The sequence below is a fragment of the Streptomyces sp. NPDC002276 genome (genome assembly GCF_053891435.1).
Genome location: NZ_JBSFCQ010000003.1, coordinates 510844 through 526575 on the forward strand (window position 1 = coordinate 510844; position 15732 = coordinate 526575).

At 71.4% G+C, this 15732-nt stretch carries 15 protein-coding genes; 5 read left to right on the forward strand and 10 right to left on the reverse strand.

Annotated features, from left to right (window positions below):
- Window positions 1-124: 124 nt before the first annotated feature.
- Window positions 125-580 carry an ATP-binding protein gene (locus ACWIHT_RS11090; RefSeq protein ID WP_456166728.1) on the forward strand — a complete coding sequence of 152 codons (456 nt, stop codon included), beginning with the start codon at window positions 125-127 and terminating at the stop codon, window positions 578-580.
- A 4-nt stretch (window positions 581-584) separates the two neighbouring features.
- On the opposite strand, the gene argF is transcribed toward ACWIHT_RS11090, so the two are convergent.
- Window positions 585-1592 (reverse strand): ornithine carbamoyltransferase, encoded by a 1008-nt coding sequence (gene argF, locus ACWIHT_RS11095; protein ID WP_456166730.1) that lies wholly within the window; start codon window positions 1590-1592, stop codon window positions 585-587.
- An 88-nt stretch (window positions 1593-1680) separates the two neighbouring features.
- On the reverse strand, window positions 1681-2904 hold the full coding sequence (locus tag ACWIHT_RS11100) for an arginine deiminase (RefSeq protein ID WP_456166732.1): 1224 nt from the start codon (window positions 2902-2904) through the stop codon (window positions 1681-1683).
- 196 nt (window positions 2905-3100) lie between these two features.
- Here ACWIHT_RS11100 and ACWIHT_RS11105 point away from each other — a divergent pair, with 196 nt between their 5' ends.
- Both ACWIHT_RS11105 and ACWIHT_RS11110 read left to right on the forward strand, forming a co-directional pair.
- Window positions 3101-4159, forward strand: a complete 1059-nt coding sequence (locus tag ACWIHT_RS11105) for an SPFH domain-containing protein (protein WP_456166734.1) — start codon at window positions 3101-3103, stop codon at window positions 4157-4159.
- Window positions 4156-5055 carry a hypothetical protein gene (locus ACWIHT_RS11110; protein ID WP_456166736.1) on the forward strand — a complete coding sequence of 300 codons (900 nt, stop codon included), beginning with the start codon at window positions 4156-4158 and terminating at the stop codon, window positions 5053-5055. Before ACWIHT_RS11105 ends, ACWIHT_RS11110 begins: the two co-directional genes overlap by 4 nt.
- 22 nt (window positions 5056-5077) lie before the next feature.
- Here ACWIHT_RS11110 and ACWIHT_RS11115 read toward each other — a convergent pair whose 3' ends face one another.
- From ACWIHT_RS11115 to ACWIHT_RS11125, 3 genes are all read right to left on the reverse strand, one after another.
- On the reverse strand, window positions 5078-7624 hold the full coding sequence (locus tag ACWIHT_RS11115; protein ID WP_456166738.1) for a polynucleotide kinase-phosphatase: 2547 nt from the start codon (window positions 7622-7624) through the stop codon (window positions 5078-5080).
- Window positions 7621-9084, reverse strand: coding sequence for a 3' terminal RNA ribose 2'-O-methyltransferase Hen1 (locus tag ACWIHT_RS11120; RefSeq protein ID WP_456166740.1), 1464 nt, complete (start codon window positions 9082-9084; stop codon window positions 7621-7623). Before ACWIHT_RS11120 ends, ACWIHT_RS11115 begins: the two co-directional genes overlap by 4 nt.
- Before the next feature lie 130 nt (window positions 9085-9214).
- Window positions 9215-9880: a TetR/AcrR family transcriptional regulator gene (locus ACWIHT_RS11125; RefSeq protein ID WP_456166742.1), complete on the reverse strand. Its 666-nt coding sequence runs from the start codon at window positions 9878-9880 to the stop codon at window positions 9215-9217.
- Window positions 9881-10044: 164 nt separating this feature from the next.
- Between ACWIHT_RS11125 and ACWIHT_RS11130 the strand changes: the two genes are divergently transcribed.
- On the forward strand, window positions 10045-11514 hold the full coding sequence (locus ACWIHT_RS11130) for an MFS transporter (RefSeq protein ID WP_456166744.1): 1470 nt from the start codon (window positions 10045-10047) through the stop codon (window positions 11512-11514).
- A 99-nt stretch (window positions 11515-11613) separates the two neighbouring features.
- On the opposite strand, the gene ACWIHT_RS11135 is transcribed toward ACWIHT_RS11130, so the two are convergent.
- Complete coding sequence (locus tag ACWIHT_RS11135; RefSeq protein WP_456166746.1) at window positions 11614-12537, reverse strand: LLM class F420-dependent oxidoreductase; 924 nt, start codon at window positions 12535-12537, stop codon at window positions 11614-11616.
- Window positions 12538-12781: 244 nt separating this feature from the next.
- Here ACWIHT_RS11135 and ACWIHT_RS11140 point away from each other — a divergent pair, with 244 nt between their 5' ends.
- The gene (locus ACWIHT_RS11140; protein WP_200812174.1) at window positions 12782-12958 is read left to right on the forward strand and encodes a hypothetical protein; all 177 of its coding nucleotides are present in this window, start codon (window positions 12782-12784) and stop codon (window positions 12956-12958) included.
- A gap of 32 nt (window positions 12959-12990) precedes the next feature.
- On the opposite strand, the gene ACWIHT_RS11145 is transcribed toward ACWIHT_RS11140, so the two are convergent.
- The 4 genes from ACWIHT_RS11145 to ACWIHT_RS11160 all read right to left on the reverse strand — a co-directional run bounded on the left by ACWIHT_RS11145 (window position 12991) and on the right by ACWIHT_RS11160 (window position 15705).
- Window positions 12991-13464: a DUF6099 family protein gene (locus tag ACWIHT_RS11145; protein ID WP_200713654.1), complete on the reverse strand. Its 474-nt coding sequence runs from the start codon at window positions 13462-13464 to the stop codon at window positions 12991-12993.
- A 200-nt stretch (window positions 13465-13664) separates the two neighbouring features.
- Window positions 13665-13991: a nucleotide pyrophosphohydrolase gene (locus tag ACWIHT_RS11150; protein ID WP_359610118.1), complete on the reverse strand. Its 327-nt coding sequence runs from the start codon at window positions 13989-13991 to the stop codon at window positions 13665-13667.
- Complete coding sequence (locus ACWIHT_RS11155) at window positions 13988-15217, reverse strand: AAA family ATPase (RefSeq protein ID WP_456166749.1); 1230 nt, start codon at window positions 15215-15217, stop codon at window positions 13988-13990. The genes ACWIHT_RS11150 and ACWIHT_RS11155 overlap by 4 nt, the downstream gene beginning before the upstream one ends.
- A gap of 92 nt (window positions 15218-15309) precedes the next feature.
- Window positions 15310-15705, reverse strand: a complete 396-nt coding sequence (locus tag ACWIHT_RS11160) for a cell division protein SepF (RefSeq protein ID WP_456166751.1) — start codon at window positions 15703-15705, stop codon at window positions 15310-15312.
- Window positions 15706-15732: the final 27 nt, after the last annotated feature.

The window sequence follows — 15732 nt, forward strand, 5'->3', positions numbered from 1 at the left end:
GAGAGGGCGTCGAACCGGGTATGCCGCTCGGTACCGGGACGAAGGTCCCGCACGGAGCCCGCCGAGAGACTCTGACAAAGGGCGCCGTACCATTCATATAGTTGAAAGCAGGACAGCCTGCTCCATGAACGGACCCGCCTTGCAAGAACGCCCCTCCGCCTCCGCCTCCTGGCGCATCGCACTGCCGCACACCGCCGCGGCCGTGCCGGTGGCCCGCGCACTGGTCCGTACGGCTCTGTCCGAGGTGAAGCACACTGCCGACAGCGACACCGCGGAGCTGCTGACGGCGGAGCTGGTCGCGAACGCGGTGGAGCACACCGCCGGTGACGCCCCCATAGAGCTCGTGGTCGAGCTGCTGCCCTCCGGCTGCCGGGTCGAGGTGCACGACCCCGACCCGGAGCCGCCCGCGACCCTGACCGAGCCCGCCGAGGAGGAGCCCGACCCCTGGCAGGAGCACGGGCGCGGTCTGCTGCTGATCCGCGCGCTCAGCTCGTCGTGCGGCCACCGCCCCACCGAGTCGGGCAAGGCGGTGTGGTTCCGGCTGCCCGTCGTACCGGCGCAGTGGCGTCCGGCGGGCTAATTGCTCAGGCAAGGGTCGCGACCAGTACGGCCTTGATCGTGTGCAGTCGGTTCTCGGCCTGGTCGAAGACGACCGAGTGGGCCGACTCGAAGACCTCGTCCGTGACCTCCAGCGAGTCGAGGCCGTGGGTCTCGTATATCTCGCGGCCGACCTTGGTGCCGAGGTCGTGGAAGGCCGGCAGACAGTGCAGGAACCTGACGTCCGGGTTGCCGGTGGCCCGCAGGACGTCCATGGTCACGGCGTACGGCGCGAGGGCCGCGATCCGCTCGTCCCAGACCTGCTTGGGCTCGCCCATGGAGACCCACACGTCGGTGAGGACGAAGTCGGCGCCGGTCACACCGTCCTCGATCCCCTCGGTGAGGGTGATGCGCGCGCCGCTCCGCTCGGCGAGCGCGCGGGCGGCGGTGACGATCTCCTCCGCCGGCCAGTACGACTTCGGGGCGACGATCCGTACGTCCATGCCGAGCAGCGCGCCGGTGACCAGGTAGGAGTTGCCCATGTTGAAGCGGGCGTCGCCGAGGTACGCGAAGGCGATCTCCTTGAGCGGCCGGTCGCTGTGCTCGGTCATGGTGAGCACGTCGGCGAGCATCTGGGTGGGGTGCCAGTCGTCGGTGAGCCCGTTGTAGACGGGGACGCCCGCGTAGGCGCCCAGCTCCTCCACGGCGGCCTGGCTGTCCCCCCGGTACTCGATGGCGTCAAACATCCGGCCGAGCACGCGCGCGGTGTCCTTCACGGACTCCTTGTGCCCGATCTGCGAGCCCGAGGGGTCGAGGTAGGTCGTCGAGGCGCCCTGGTCGGCCGCGGCGACCTCGAACGCGCAGCGGGTGCGCGTCGAGGTCTTCTCGAAGATCAGCGCGATGTTCTTCCCCGACAGGTACCGCGTCTCGCCCCCGGCCTTCTTGGCGGCCTTCAGCTCGGCGGCCAGCTCGATCAGGCCGCGGAACTCCTCCTCGGAGAAGTCCAGCTCCTTGAGGAAGTGGCGGCCGGCGAGGGCGGTCGGGACTGTCGCCATGAGGGCGCTCCAACGGTGCAGGTACAAGGACTTTTGGAATTCTATACGACTTCCAGCATTTCTATACGGCGACCCGTCCCCGGTCCGGCTATACGGCGTCCCGTTCGACCGGGCAGCTCATGCAGCGCGGTCCGCCCCGGCCCCGGCCCAGTTCGCTGCCCGGGATCTCGATCACCTCGATGCCCTGCTTGCGCAGAAACGTGTTGGTGGTGGCGTTCCGCTCATAGGCGACGACGACGCCCGGCTCGACGGCGAGGACGTTGCAGCCGTCGTCCCACTGCTCGCGCGCGGCGGCGTGCACGTCCTGGGTGGCGGTCAGGACACGGATCCCGTCCAGCCCGAGGGCGGCGGCGATCGCGCGGTGCATGTGCTCCGGCGGATGGTCGGTGACCTTCAACTCCTTGTCGCCGACGCCCGGTTCGATGGTGTACGACCGCAGCATGCCGAGCCCCGCGTACTGGGTGAAGGTGTCGCCGTCGACCATCGTCATCACCGTGTCGAGGTGCATGAAGGCGCGCTGCTTGGGGATGTCGAGCGCCACGATCGTCCGCGCGGAGCCCTCGGCGAACAGCTTGTGCGCGAGCATCTCGACGGCCTGCGGGGTGGTGCGCTCACTCATGCCGATGAGGACGGCGCCGTTGCCGATGACGAGTACGTCCCCGCCCTCGATGGTGGACGGGTAGTCGGCCTGCCCCTCGGACCAGACGTGGAACTTCTCGGTGCGGAAGAGCGGGTGGTGCCGGTAGATCGCCTCGAAGTGGACGGTCTCGCGCTGCCGGGCCGGCCAGCGCATGGCGTTGACGGCGACGCCGTCGTAGATCCAGGCGGAGGTGTCGCGGGTGAAGAGGTGGTTGGGGAGGGGGGCGAGGAGGAAGTCGTCGAGGTCCATGACGTGGAAGCGGACGGAGGTCGGTTCCGCGTGGGCCTCCAGGAACTCGCGTTTGGTCATGCCGCCGACCAGCGCCTCGGCCAGTTCGGGGGCGGGCAGCGCCTCGAAGGCGGCGCGGAGGTGGTCGGTGGCGAGGGGGCCGTACTCCTTCTCGTCGAAGACGCGGTCCAGGACCAGTGACCGGGCCGCCGGGATCGCCAGGGCCTCGGCGAGCAGGTCGCCGAACAGATGGACCGCGACGCCGCGGTCGCGCAGCACGTCCGCGAAGCCGTCGTGCTCGGCGCGCGCCCGGCGCACCCAGAGCACGTCGTCGAAGAGGAGGGCGTCCTTATTGCTGGGGGTGAGCCTTTTGAGCTCAAGATCCGGCCGGTGCAGGATGACGCGGCGCAGCCGCCCGGTCTCGGAGTCGACATGGAGTGCCATGTCTCCATCCTGACCATCTCCGACCGAGTTCACCCCCTACTTGTCGTACCGCTTGTCGCACCGCTTGTCGCACCGCTTGTCGTACCGCCACTTGTTCTCGTCCTCTTGACGACAAGTGCGCCTGGCGATTATCGTCTTACTGACGAGATCGATGCGGGATCCCACGGGATCTGCTGACCGGATCTGAGGGACTCTGATGGCCGACATCACCCGGCGCCTGGGCTGGCGCCACCTGCGCGGGGCTCCGACGGCGCACATCCGCCACCACCGCTCGGGCAAGTTGCTGCACGACGGGCCCGGACTCAGCTTCTGGTTCCGCGCGTTGACCGCCGCGCTCTCCGAAGTACCGGTCGACGACCGGGAGTTGGCCATGACCTTCCATGCCCGTACGTCCGACTTCCAGGACGTGGCGGTCCAGGCGACCGTCACGTACCGGATCAGCGACCCGGCCCTCGCCTCCGCGCGGCTCGACTTCTCCGTCGACCCGGACACGGGTGTGTGGCGGGGCGCGCCCCTCGAACAGCTCGGCACCCTGCTGACCGAGACGGCCCAGCAGCACGCGCTGGCCGTGCTCGCCCGGACGACCCTCTCGTCCGCGCTGGTCGACGGGGTGACGGCGGTACGGGAGCGGATCGCGGCGGGACTCGGCGCCGAACCCCGCCTCCCCGCCACCGGCATCGAGGTGGTCGCCGTCCGCGTGATGGCGCTGCGGCCCGAGCCCGAGGTGGAGCGGGCGCTGCGCACCCCGGCCCGCGAGCAGATCCAGCAGGAGGCGGACAAGGCCACCTACGAGCGGCGGGCGGTGGCCGTCGAGCGCGAACGGGCGATCGCCGAGAACGAACTGGACAGCCAGATCGAACTCGCCCGCCGCGAGGAGCAGTTGGTCGACCAGCGCGGTACGAACGCCCGCCGCGAGGCCGAGGAGCACGCGGCGGCCGACGGGGTCCGCGCGGAGGCCGAGGCCACCCGCACGGTACGGCTCGCCGACGCCGAGGCGGCGCGTTCCGTACGGCTGGCCCGTGCCGAGGCCGAGGGTTCGCGCGAGGTGGGTGACGCGCGGGCGTATGCCCAGGCGGCCTGGCTGCGGGTGCACGCCGATGTCGACGTCGCCACGCTGAACGCGCTCACCGGGACGCGGCTCGCGGAGAACCTGCCGAACATCGACAGCGTCACGATCTCGCCGGACGTGCTGACGGGGCTGCTCGCCAGGCTCGGCGCCAGTGGCGGTAGCGGTGGCGGCGGGGCCGGCGCGTGAGTCTCGCACCGCGGGTCGTCCTCGTCCACCGGACCACGGAGTACGAGGAGTTGGTGGCCCGGCACGGGACGCACGGCCAGGCCGCGTACTTCCTGCGGTCGCGCGGCCGGGACATCGAAGAGGTCGCCGAACGGCACCGCCGGACCAGGCGGGCGCTGGCCGAGGTCTCCTCGGCGGTACCGCTGACGTGGCGTCAGACGCAGGTCGAACGGGCCGACTTGGACCGGTTCCTGTTCGCGCCGGAGGACGTGGTGGTCGTGGTCGGGCAGGACGGACTGGTCGCGAACGTCGCCAAGTACCTCGCCGGGCAACCGGTGTTGGGCTTCGACACGGATCCGGGTCGCAACCCGGGTGTCCTGGTACGGCACCGGCCGTCGGACGCCGGCGTCCTGCTGGCGTCCGCCCTCGCGGCGGGCACCGGTGTGGACGAACTCACCATGGTCGAGGCCGTCGCCGACGACACGCAGCGGTTGGTGGCCTTGAACGAGATCTATCTGGGCGCCGTCGGTCATCAGACGGCCAGATACCGCCTGGGTCTGGAGGGCGACGGGGGTGTCGTCGAGGCCCAGGCGTCCTCCGGGGTGCTCGTGGGAACGGGCACCGGGGCCTCCGGCTGGCTCCGGTCGGTGTGGCAGGAGCGGGGCAGTGCGCTCGCCCTGCCACACCCCTCGGAGGGCCGGTTGGTGTGGTTCGTACGGGAGGCTTGGCCTTCGCCGGTCACCGGTACGTCGTTGGTCGCTGGTGAGTTGAACGGTTCGGCGGGGTTGCGACTCACTGTCGAGTCCGAGCAGTTGGTTGTGTTCGGGGATGGGATGGAGGGGGATGCGGTGGAGTTGACGTGGGGGCAGGTGGTGAGGGTGGGGGTTTGTGGGGAACGGTTGCGGTTGGTGGGCTGAAAAACCTTTCCCACCCGCACCATCACAGACGTGGGTCCACCGGTTCCGACTCCAGGGCCAGGACCCCGAACACCGCCTCGTGGACTCGCCACAGTGGCTCCCCCTCGGCCAGCCTGTCGAGGGCCTCCAGACCCAGCGCGTACTCCCGCAGCGCGAGCGAGCGCTTGTGGTTCAGGAAACGGCCGCGCAGGCGGGTGAGGTTGTCGGGGCGCGTGTACTCGGGGCCGTAGATGATCCGCAGGTACTCGCGGCCACGGCACTTGATGCCCGGCTGGACCAGTCGGCCCGTCTCGCCGCGCACCACCGCGCCCACCGGCTTGACGACCATGCCCTCGCCGCCCCGGCCGGTCATCTCCAGCCACCAGTCGACGCCCGCCCGGATCGACTCCGGGTCGCCGGTGTCGACGTACAGGCGGCGGGTGGTCTGGAGGAGGCCGGTGCTGTCGTGCTCCACCAGCCGGTCCAGCAGGGCGAGTTGTTCGTCGTGCGGGAGTGCGGCGAGGCTGCGGCCCTGGACCGCGAGGAGCTGGAACGGGGCCAGGCGGACACCGTCGAGGCCGTCCGTCGGCCAGCAGTAGCGGCGGTACGCGTCCGTGAACGCCGAGGCGTCGGCGGCCCGTTCGCGCTGCCGGGAGAGGAGGTCCGTCACGTCCACGCCCCGTCCGGCAGCGCCTTCCAGCGCGGCCAGCGCGCCCGGGAACACCGCCCCGGCCGCCGCGCCGACCGCCGCGTACTGACCGCGCAGCAGCCCGGACGCCTTCAGCGACCACGGCATCAACTCCGCGTCCAGCAACACCCAGTCGGTGTCGAGAGCCGCCCAGAGGTCTGCCGCGTCCAGCGCCGTGCGCAGGCGGCCGAGGATCTCCTCCGTGACCGTCTGGTCGTCGAAGAAGGGACGGCCGGTGCGGGTGTAGAGCGAGCCCGTCGGGCCACCCTCGACACCGAACCGCTTGGCCGTCGTCTCCGCGTCCCGGCACACCAGCACCACCGCCCGCGAGCCCATGTGCTTCTCCTCGCACACGACCCGCGCGACCCCGTCCTCGGCGTACTGCGCGAACGCCTCCGCCGGGTGCTCCAGGTAGCCGTCCACCCGCGAGGTCGCCGTCGGCGCCATCGTCGGCGGGAGGTACGGCAGCAGGCGCGGGTCGACCGCGAAGCGGCTCATGACCTCCAGGGCCGCCGCCGCGTTCTCCTCACGGACCGACACCCGGCCCGCGTGCCGGGTCTCCACCACCCGTCGGCCGTGCACGTCCGCCAGGTCGAGCGGGCGGCCGTCGTGGCCGCCGGGTGCCTCGGTGAGCAGCGGACGGGTCGGCTCGTACCAGACCTGCTCGGCCGGTACGTCGACCAGCTCCCGCTCCGGCCAGCGCAGCGCGGTCAGCTTTCCGCCGAAGACCGCGCCCGTGTCCAGGCAGATGGTGTTGTTGAGCCAGGTGGCCTCCGGGACCGGGGTGTGGCCGTAGACGACCGCCGCGCGGCCCCGGTAGTCCTCGGCCCACGGGTAGCGCACGGGCAGGCCGAACTCGTCGGTCTCGCCGGTCGTGTCGCCGTACAGCGCGTGTGAGCGGACCCGGCCGGAGGTGCGGCCGTGGTACTTCTCGGGCAGGCCCGCGTGGCAGACGACCAGTCGGCCGCCGTCGAGGACGTAGTGGCTGACGAGTCCGTCGATGAACTCCCTCACCCGGGCGCGGAATTCCTCGGTCTCCTCCTCCATCTGCTCGATGGTCTCGGCGAGGCCGTGGGTGTGCTGGACCTTGCGGCCCTTCAGGTAACGGCCGTACTTGTTCTCGTGGTTGCCCGGTACGCACAGCGCGTCGCCCGACCCGACCATGGACATCACGCGGCGCAGCACGCCGGGCGAGTCGGGGCCGCGGTCGACGAGGTCGCCGACGAAGACGGCCGTGCGGCCCGCCGGGTGGACGCCGTCGTCGTAGCCCAACTTGCCGAGCAGGGTCTCCAGTTCGGCGGCGCAGCCGTGGATGTCGCCGATGATGTCGAAGGGGCCGGTGAGGTGGGTCAGGTCGTTGAAGCGCTTCTCGGTGACGATCGTGGCGTTCTCGATGTCCTCGACGCCGCGCAGGATGTGCACCTTGCGGAAGCCCTCGCGCTCCAAGCCCCGCAGGGAGCGCCGGAGTTCGCGGGTGTGGCGGGTGATGACGCGGCGCGGCATGTCGGCGCGGTCGGAGCGCGTGGCGTTGCGCTCGGCGCACACCTCCTCCGGTACGTCGAGCACGATGGCGATGGGCAGGACGTCGTACTGCTTTGCCAGGTCGATCAGTTGGCGTCGGCTGTCCTGCTGCACGCTGGTCGCGTCGACGACCGTGCGGCGGCCGGCGGCGAGGCGCTTGCCCGCGATGTAGTGCAGGACGTCGAAGGCGTCCGGGGTGGCGCTCTGGTCGTTCTGGTCGTCGGAGACAAGGCCCCGGCAGAAGTCCGAGGAGATGATCTCGGTCGGCTTGAAGTGGTGGTGCGCGAAGGTGGACTTGCCGGAGCCGGAGGCGCCGATCAGGACGACGAGGGAGAGGTCGGTGACGGGCAGGACTCGCCCCTTGTGCTGTGTCTCGGTCATGCCGCCTTCGCCTCCTTCGTGGTCAGTTGCTTGAAGATCGCCATCTGGGTGGGCGGGCCCACCTCGGGGTCGTCGGGTCCGACCGGTACGAACTCGACCTCGTAGCCGTGCCGCCCGGCGACCTTCGCCGTCCACTCCGCGAACTCCGCGCGCGTCCACTCGAAGCGGTGGTCGCTGTGCCGGACGTGTCCGGCGGGGAGGGTCTCCCAGCGGACGTTGTACTCGACGTTCGGGGTCGTCACGAGGACCGTCCTCGGGCGGGCGGCGCCGAACACCGCGTACTCCAGCGCCGGCAGCCGGGGCAGGTCGAGGTGCTCGACGACCTCGCTGAGCACGGCGGCGTCGTAGCCCTTGAGGCGGTTGTCGGTGTAGGCGAGCGAGCTCTGGAAGAGCTGGACGCGCGAGGACTGCCGCTCCCCCATGCGGTCGAGCTTGAGGCGGCGGGCGGCGATGGTGAGCGCGCGCATCGACACGTCGACGCCGACGATCTCCGTGAACCGGGTGTCCTTGAGGAGCGCCTGCACCAACTGGCCCTGTCCGCAGCCGAGATCGAGCACACGGGCGGCGCCGGACGCCTTGAGCGCCTCGACGATCGCGTCCCGGCGCCGCACGGCGAGCGGTGTCGGCTTCTCCTCCGTCTCCGTCTCCGGCTCGACGGCGTTGTCGATCTCCTCGACTTCGCTGTCGTCGGCCTCGGCGAGCCGTACCAGTTCCAGTCGCTCCATCGCCTCCCGGGTCAGCGACCAACGGCGGGACAGATAGCGGCTGGTGATGAGCTTCTGCTCCGGGTGCGCGGGCAGCCAGCCCTCGCCGGCCCGCAGCAGTTTGTCGACCTCGTCGGGGGCCACCCAGTAGTGCTTGGCGTCGTCGAGGACCGGTAGCAGGACGTACAGGTGGCGCAGCGCCTCGGCGAGGGTCAGCGTCTCCGACTCCAGTACGAGGCTCACGTACCGCGAGTCGCCCCAGTCGGGGAACTCGGCGTCCAGTGCGACCGGTTGGGCGGTGACCGTCCAGCCGAGGGGTGCGAAGAGCTTCTGTACGAGGTCGGTTCCGCCTCTGGCGGGCAGTGCGGGTACCTCGACGCGCAGGGGCAGTGGCCGGGCCGCGCGCTCGGGGCGGGCGTCGCACACGCCGCGCATGGCGCTGGAGAAGACCGCGCTGAGTGCGACGGCGAGGAGTGAAGAGGCCGCGTACGGGCGGTCGTTGACGTACTGTGCGAGCGCCGCGTCGGGCGCTCCGCCGCGTCCCTTGCCCTTGCCGCGCCGGACCAGCGCCACCGCGTCGACCTCCAGCAAGAGCGCCGCCGTGCAGCGCCCGGCATCCGCCTCTGGGTAGAGGACGTGTGCCTTGCCGTAGGACGTGGAGAACGCCTGCGCCTTCTCGGGATGCTTGTGCAGCAGGAACCCGAGGTCGGTGGCGGGGAGTTCGGGGGTGCCGGTGGTACTGATCGTCAGGAACATGCGGAGGACCTCTCCGACGGGTGGATGAGTGCGGTGCCGTACGTGCGGAAGCCCCCGGGGTCGGTGACACCGGGGGCTCGGCAGGACGACCGTCCCACCTTCGCACAGGGCGGGCGAGCTGCGCCTTCGGTTATCGCGCGGGGTTCCCGGCCAGCCGTTCCACCGTCGTGACCGTCTGGTCGAGGATCGTGTCGAAGAGGCGGGCGTGGGCGGCGGGGAGGCCGGTGAGGAGGGGGCGCAGGGCGTCCGTCGCGGGGTCGGGGGCGGGGGCGTCGTCGAGGAGGGCGGTCATCTCGTCGTCGGGTCTGCGGTAGCCCTCGTAGACGGCGTTGCCGAGCAGCGTCGAGGAGATGAGGGTGGCGGCGAGGGCCAGGTCCTCGGCGGAGAGGCCGGCCGGGAGGAGGATCTCGCGCAGCCGGGTCAGGCCGGGGGTCCAGGCGGGGTGCCGGGTCGTCGTCATGTACGGCATGAGCTGGGGGTAGGGGCGGAGGTTGGCCCGCCCGGCGCGCATCCAGGCGCGGAGCCGGTCGGGCCAGGGGCCCTCGGGGATGGGGTCGCGCCGCATGGCCTCCAGGACGTGGTCGGCGGCGGCCTGGAGGAGGGCGTCGCGGTCCGGGAAGTAGCGGTAGAGGGCCATGGGGGCGGCGCCGACGACGTCGGCGACCCGCTTGATGGTGAGGGACACGGCCGGTTCGGCGAGCAGTACCTCGACCGCGCCCTCGACGATCCGCTCCCGTGACAGCCGGGGCGGGCGCCCCCTGCCCCGGCGGCCGGAACCCGTCGCCACCTGCGTCATCCGCCGCACCTCTCCGTCCGCGACAGCCGTGCCCGGACAGGGGAAGGCTACCGCTCCGGCACTTTCCGGGCCGGGCTCCCCTTATTTTGCGTATGGCGTACGAAAAACATGCCAGACTCATTTCGTTCGGCCCCCTGTCGCACGCATCAGCCGGAGGCTTCGCCATGTCCGCGTCCGCCGTCCCCACCCCGCCCGTCGAGGGGTCCGGGTCCTCGCGCTCCGGCGCCGTCGTCTGGGTCCTGGCCCTCGGTGGGATCACCGTCTCGCTGATGCAGACGCTGATCATCCCGATCGTTCCCGAACTGCCGAAGCTGCTGAACTCCTCGCCGTCCGACGCCACTTGGGCGATCACCGCGACCCTGCTCGCCGGTGCCGTCGCCAACCCGGTGGTGGGGCGGCTCGGGGACATGTACGGCAAGCGGCGGATGCTGCTGCTCAACCTCGTTCTGCTGATAGTGGGTTCGGTGGTCGGCGCGCTCAGCGACTCGCTCGCGCCGATGATCGTCGGGCGGGCGCTCCAGGGCTTCTCGATGGCGGTGATCCCGCTCGGCATCAGCATCATGCGCGACGAACTCCCGCCGGAGCGGCTGGGATCGGCGACCGCGCTGATGAGCGCCTCGCTCGGGGTGGGCGGTGCGCTGGGGCTGCCGACAGCCGCGTTCATCGCCGAAAAGACGGACTGGCATGTGCTGTTCTGGACGGCGGCGGTGCTCGGTGCCGTCGTGACCGCGCTCGTCGTGGCCCTCGTACCGGAGTCGGCGGTGCGCAGCGGAGGCCGGTTCGACGTCGTGGGCGGCGTCGGGATGTCGATCGGTCTGGTGTGTCTGCTGCTCGCCGTCTCCAAGGGCGCGGACTGGGGCTGGGGCAGCGGGACGACGACGGGTCTGCTCACCGTGGCCCTCGCCGTGCTGCTGGTGTGGGGCTGGTGGGAGCTGCGCACCGACCGGCCGCTGGTCGATCTGCGGACCAGCGCGCGGCGTCAGGTGCTGCTGACCAACCTCGCGTCCGTGGTGTTCGGCTTCGCCATGTTCGCGATGTCGCTGGCCGTGCCGCAACTGCTCCAACTGCCCACGCTCACCGGCTACGGCCTCGGCCAGACCGTGCTCGCGGCGGGCCTCACGCTCGGCCCCTCGGGCCTGGTGATGATGGCCACGGCGCCGCTGTCCGCCCGGATCTCGGCGGCGGCCGGTCCCAAGGTCACCCTCATGCTGGGCGCGTTCGTCGTGGCCGCCGGCTACGGCCTCGGCGTCGTCATGCTGGCCGCGGTCTGGCAGGTCGTCGTGGTGTGTTGCGTCATCTCCGCCGGGGTCGGTTTCGCGTACGGCGCGATGCCCGCGCTGATCATGGGGGCCGTGCCGTTGTCCGAGACGGCCGCCGCGAACAGTCTCAACAGCCTGATGCGGTCCATCGGTACGTCCGCCTCCAGCGCCGTCGCCGGAGTCGTACTGGCGCACATGACGACGACGTTCGGCTCGCTGACGGTCCCCTCCCACAACGGTTTCCGCGTGATCATGGGTATCGGTTCGGCGGCGGCCCTGGCGGCCCTGGCGCTGGCCGCGTTCCTCCCGGGCCGACGGCCGACCGTCGGTGCGGGGGTGTCGGCGACGGCCCCCGCCGAGGCGGGGGTGGGGTAGGGGTTCTGAAAAAGTGTGTCACTTTCCCCTGAAAGTGACACACTTTTTTGGAGGGGGTACCCCACCCCCACCCCCACCCCCACCCCCGCCCGCGCGGTGCTACGACAGCTGCGACTGCACCTGGGACGAGATCAGCTCCAGGTGGTCCAGGTCGTGGAGGTCGAGGACCTGGAGGTAGATGCGCCGGGAGCCGGTCTCGGCGTAGCGGCCGATCCTGTCGACTACCTCGGACGGGGAGCCCGCCAGGCCGTTGGCCTTGAGTTCGTCGACCTCGCGGCCGATCACGGCTGCGCGGCGGGCGACCTCCTGGTCGTCCTTGCCGACGCAGACGACGAGGGCGTTGGAGTAGATCAGGTCGTCGGCCTTGCGACCGGCCGCCTCGGCGGCGGCGCGGACCCGGCCGAACTGCCGCTCGCTGTCCTCGATCGAGGCGAACGGCATGTTGAACTCGTCGGCGTACCGCGCGGTCAGCCTCGGGGTACGGCTCGCGCCGTGGCCGCCGATCAGCACGGGGATCCTGGTCTGCGCGGGCTTGGGCAGCGCGGGCGAGTCGGTCAGGTCGTAGTACGTGCCGTGGAAGTCGAAGGTGTCGCCGGGCTTGGTCGCCCACAGGCCGGTGACGATGGCCAGTTGCTCCTCCAGGCGGGCGAACTTCTCCTTGGGGAAGGGGATGCCGTACGCCTTGTGCTCCTGCTCGAACCAGCCCGCGCCCAGGCCGAGTTCGACCCGGCCGCCCGACATCTGGTCGACCTGTGCGACCTGGATGGCGAGGACGCCGGGGAGGCGGAAGGTGCCGGCCGTCATCAGGGTGCCGAGGCGTATCCGCTTGGTCTCGCGGGCGAGGCCGGCCAGGGTGAGCCAGGCGTCGGTGGGGCCGGGCAGGCCGTCGCCGGAGCCCATGCTCAGGAAGTGATCGGACCGGAAAAAGGCGTCGAAGCCGAGGTCCTCGGTGGCCTTGGCCACGGCGAGCAAGGTGTCGTAGGTGGCCCCCTGCTGGGGCTCGGTGAAGATGCGGAGATCCATGCCTCCATCCTGCACGCCGGGCTGCCGGTCAACCCCACCGGTCCCTGCGGCCCCACTCCTGCCCGGTCGGGTGAAATTGCGTCAACCGTGCGCACGGGGACTGCCCGTGCCAGTGACCGGCCCCGTTGATGATCGTTGGCTCGGGCGGAGCCGGACCGCCCGGATTCCCGCACCGGCGAGGCGACGTCGGGGCGTCACCCGCATCGGCCTCCGCTCTCGGAGGCCACGGGCCGAGGAGGCCGTCATGTCCGAAGAAGCCGTGCCGCAGCAGGGCGGGCCTGCGCAACCGAAGGGGTTGTTGCAGCAGATGGAGGAGCTGATGGCGTCACTGAACGCCGACCTGTCCGCCCTCGACGCGGACCTTCAGTCCGCCGGAAGCACGGGGTCGGTGTCCGCCGAGGAGGGCGGCGCGACCGTCTGACGCTTCTGCGGCGCCGGAGGCGGACGTCTCTCTCACCCCGCCTCCCGCTCCGGTATCTCCGCCCGCTCCCGGTCCGCCAGTCTTCGCAGCATCTCCAGGACCCGGTCCCGCGACTCGTCCGCCGCGTCGATCGCCTCCATGCACTGCCAGTACGTGCCCTCGTCGTCCGCCGCGCAGGCGATGCCGACCAGGGCGATACCGACCTCGCCGAGCAGGCCGCCGAGGCACAGGAGCGCGAGGCGCGCGTCGCCCAACTCCGTGAGCTGCGCCGCCCGCAGGTCCTCGACGGCGAGCACCGGGGTGTCGAGGACGCCGCAGCCCCGGCCCGCCAGTTCCGTCAACCCCAGTGCCTCGCCGCGCAGTTCGGGCGGACCGAAGACCGCGAGGCGGCTGCCGATCGCCTGGGCGAGGGCCTGCGCCTGCCACACCTCCGTCATGGTCCCCGGCACGTCCCCGCTTCCGGCCAGGGCGCGCCTGCTCGTCACGATGAGCCGCATCGCGTCCATGCACTGCCCCCGTCATATCCCGACGTGCCGGTCGCACGTCCACCCGAACTCCCTTGTCCACTACCCAGAGTGAGAGTCCCTGAGGCGAAAAGCCAGAGGAAGGCGGAAATCTGTGGACAACAAATCGGTTGCGGACAGATGAATGACTCCGGAGAGTGAAAATGGACGCGTCGGCTCCCCCAACTTGTCCATTACGGCCGTCACGGCCGGGGGAACCTGTCCTCGTTCCGGTCGATCTTCGCCTCCAGCGCGGCGAGCGGGTCGATGCCGAGTACCTCGCACAGTTGCAGCAAGTAGGCGAGCACGTCGGCGACTTCGTCCCGCACCCGGTGCGCGCTGTCCGGGTCGTCCATGACCCGGGCGGACTCCTCGGGGGTCAACCACTGGAAGATCTCGACCAGTTCGGAGGCCTCCACGCTGAGCGCGGAGGCGAGGTTCTTGGGGGTGTGGTAGGGCTGCCAGTTCCTGGCGGCGGCGAACTCGGCCAGTCTGCGCTGTAGTTTCGCCACGTCGAGATGTTCTGTCACGGCTCCAGGTGTACCACCGTGACCCCCTCGATCCGGTCGGCCCAGGACGCGTCGCTCACCGCGCCGACCAGCCGGATGTGTCCGCGCTCGCACATCCGGGCGGCGAGCCGCAGCAGTTCGGCGCGTTGCCGTAGGTCCAGTGCGCGGTCGAGGCCGTCGGCGAGGACGGTGAGGGTCTGCATCGCGGCCGGGACCTCTCCCGGCGGGTCCACCTCCAGGACACCGGGGCCGGTGAGGAGCACCAACGCGAGGGCGGCGTAACGGAGTTCACCGTCGCCGAGCCGTCCGAAGCCGGTGCGCCCGCGGTCGCCCCGGTCGAGCACGGCCCTGACCAGGCCGTCGCCCAGCGGTTCCGCGAGCACGTCCGCGACGGTTCCGGCGCAGCCGGTGCGGACGGCCGCGACGAGTTGGGCGTGGCGCCGCCCGCACTCGCTCCGGGTGCGCCACAGCACGTCGGCGAGGTTGGCGCAGTCCCGCAGCAGCCGCCCGTCGCCGAGCGGCACGGGTGCGCGCATCCGCCCGGGCGCCGGGTCGCAGGCGAAGACGGAACGCAGGGCGACCACCATCTGCTCGGCGGCGGCGAGGACTTGACGCTGTCCGTCCGTCTTGCCCGCGACCCGCAACGGCAGCAGGGCGGTGCCGAGCCGGTCGTCGGGCAGCGGGGCGCGGGTGACCGGTGACGAACCAGCCGTGTGCCAGGCGGCCTGTACCGAGCGGCGGGTGGGATCGCGCAGGGCGGTCTCCAGGAGGACCAGGCCGCCGGACGTCAACCGCTCGCCCACGATGCGCAGTTCGGGCTCGGCCTGGACGGCGACGTCGAGCCGTACCGGACCCTCGGGCCCGTCCGCCGTACAGCCGATGCGGAAGCCGCGCCGACGCTGGGCGTCGGGCCGGGCCCGGTCCGGGACGCAGGCGACCGGGTCCGGGAACACCTCCCCCACCTCGCTCCCGCCGCCGAGCCGCGCGAGTGCCTCGTAGGCGCGCAGCGCGCTGGTCTTGCCGCAGCCGCTGGGCCCGGCGAAGAGGGTGAGCGGCCCGAGCGGGAACCCGGCGCCTCGGTGTGTGGCGAACGCCGACAGGCGCAGCTCGGTGAGGTGTGGCCGGTCGGGGGAGGACTCCGGGGATACGGAAGGCGCCGGCCGGGGTGCCGCGGCCTGCGGCGGCACGCGGGGCTCATACGGCGGAGCGGACTGCGGAGACTGGGGGGACTGCGGGGACACGGCCATATCCGGACCGTAGGCCTCCGCCGTGAGGCGAACCGTTCCCTCGCGGGGACCTTCCTACGATCGAGGGACCGCCCCCACCGCCCTCGCGCGGCTCACACGCCCGGAACCCCCGCCCCCTCCATCAGCCCCCGCACTTCGGTCCCCGGAGGTGTGAGCAGGAACACGTTCCGGTCGACGCGGGTCATCCCGCTCGACAGGCCGAAGACGACACCCGTGCTGAAGTCGAGCACCCGCTTGGCGACGTCCGTCTCCGCGCCGGTCAGGTCGAGGAGCACCGGTATGCCCGCCATCAGGGTCTCCGCGACCTCGCGGGCGTCCCCGAACACGTTCACCCGGAGGACGACGAAGCGGCGGCGCGGCTCGGTCTCGGCCTCGGGCACGGCCCGGTGGCTCACGGCGGACGGCCAGGCGTCCCGGCCTCGCAGCGGCACTACCTGCGCGAGCCCCTCCCACTGTTCGTCGGTGACATCGTGGCTGTTCACCGGCATGCTCCGTCCTGGGTCGCGCTGGCAGTC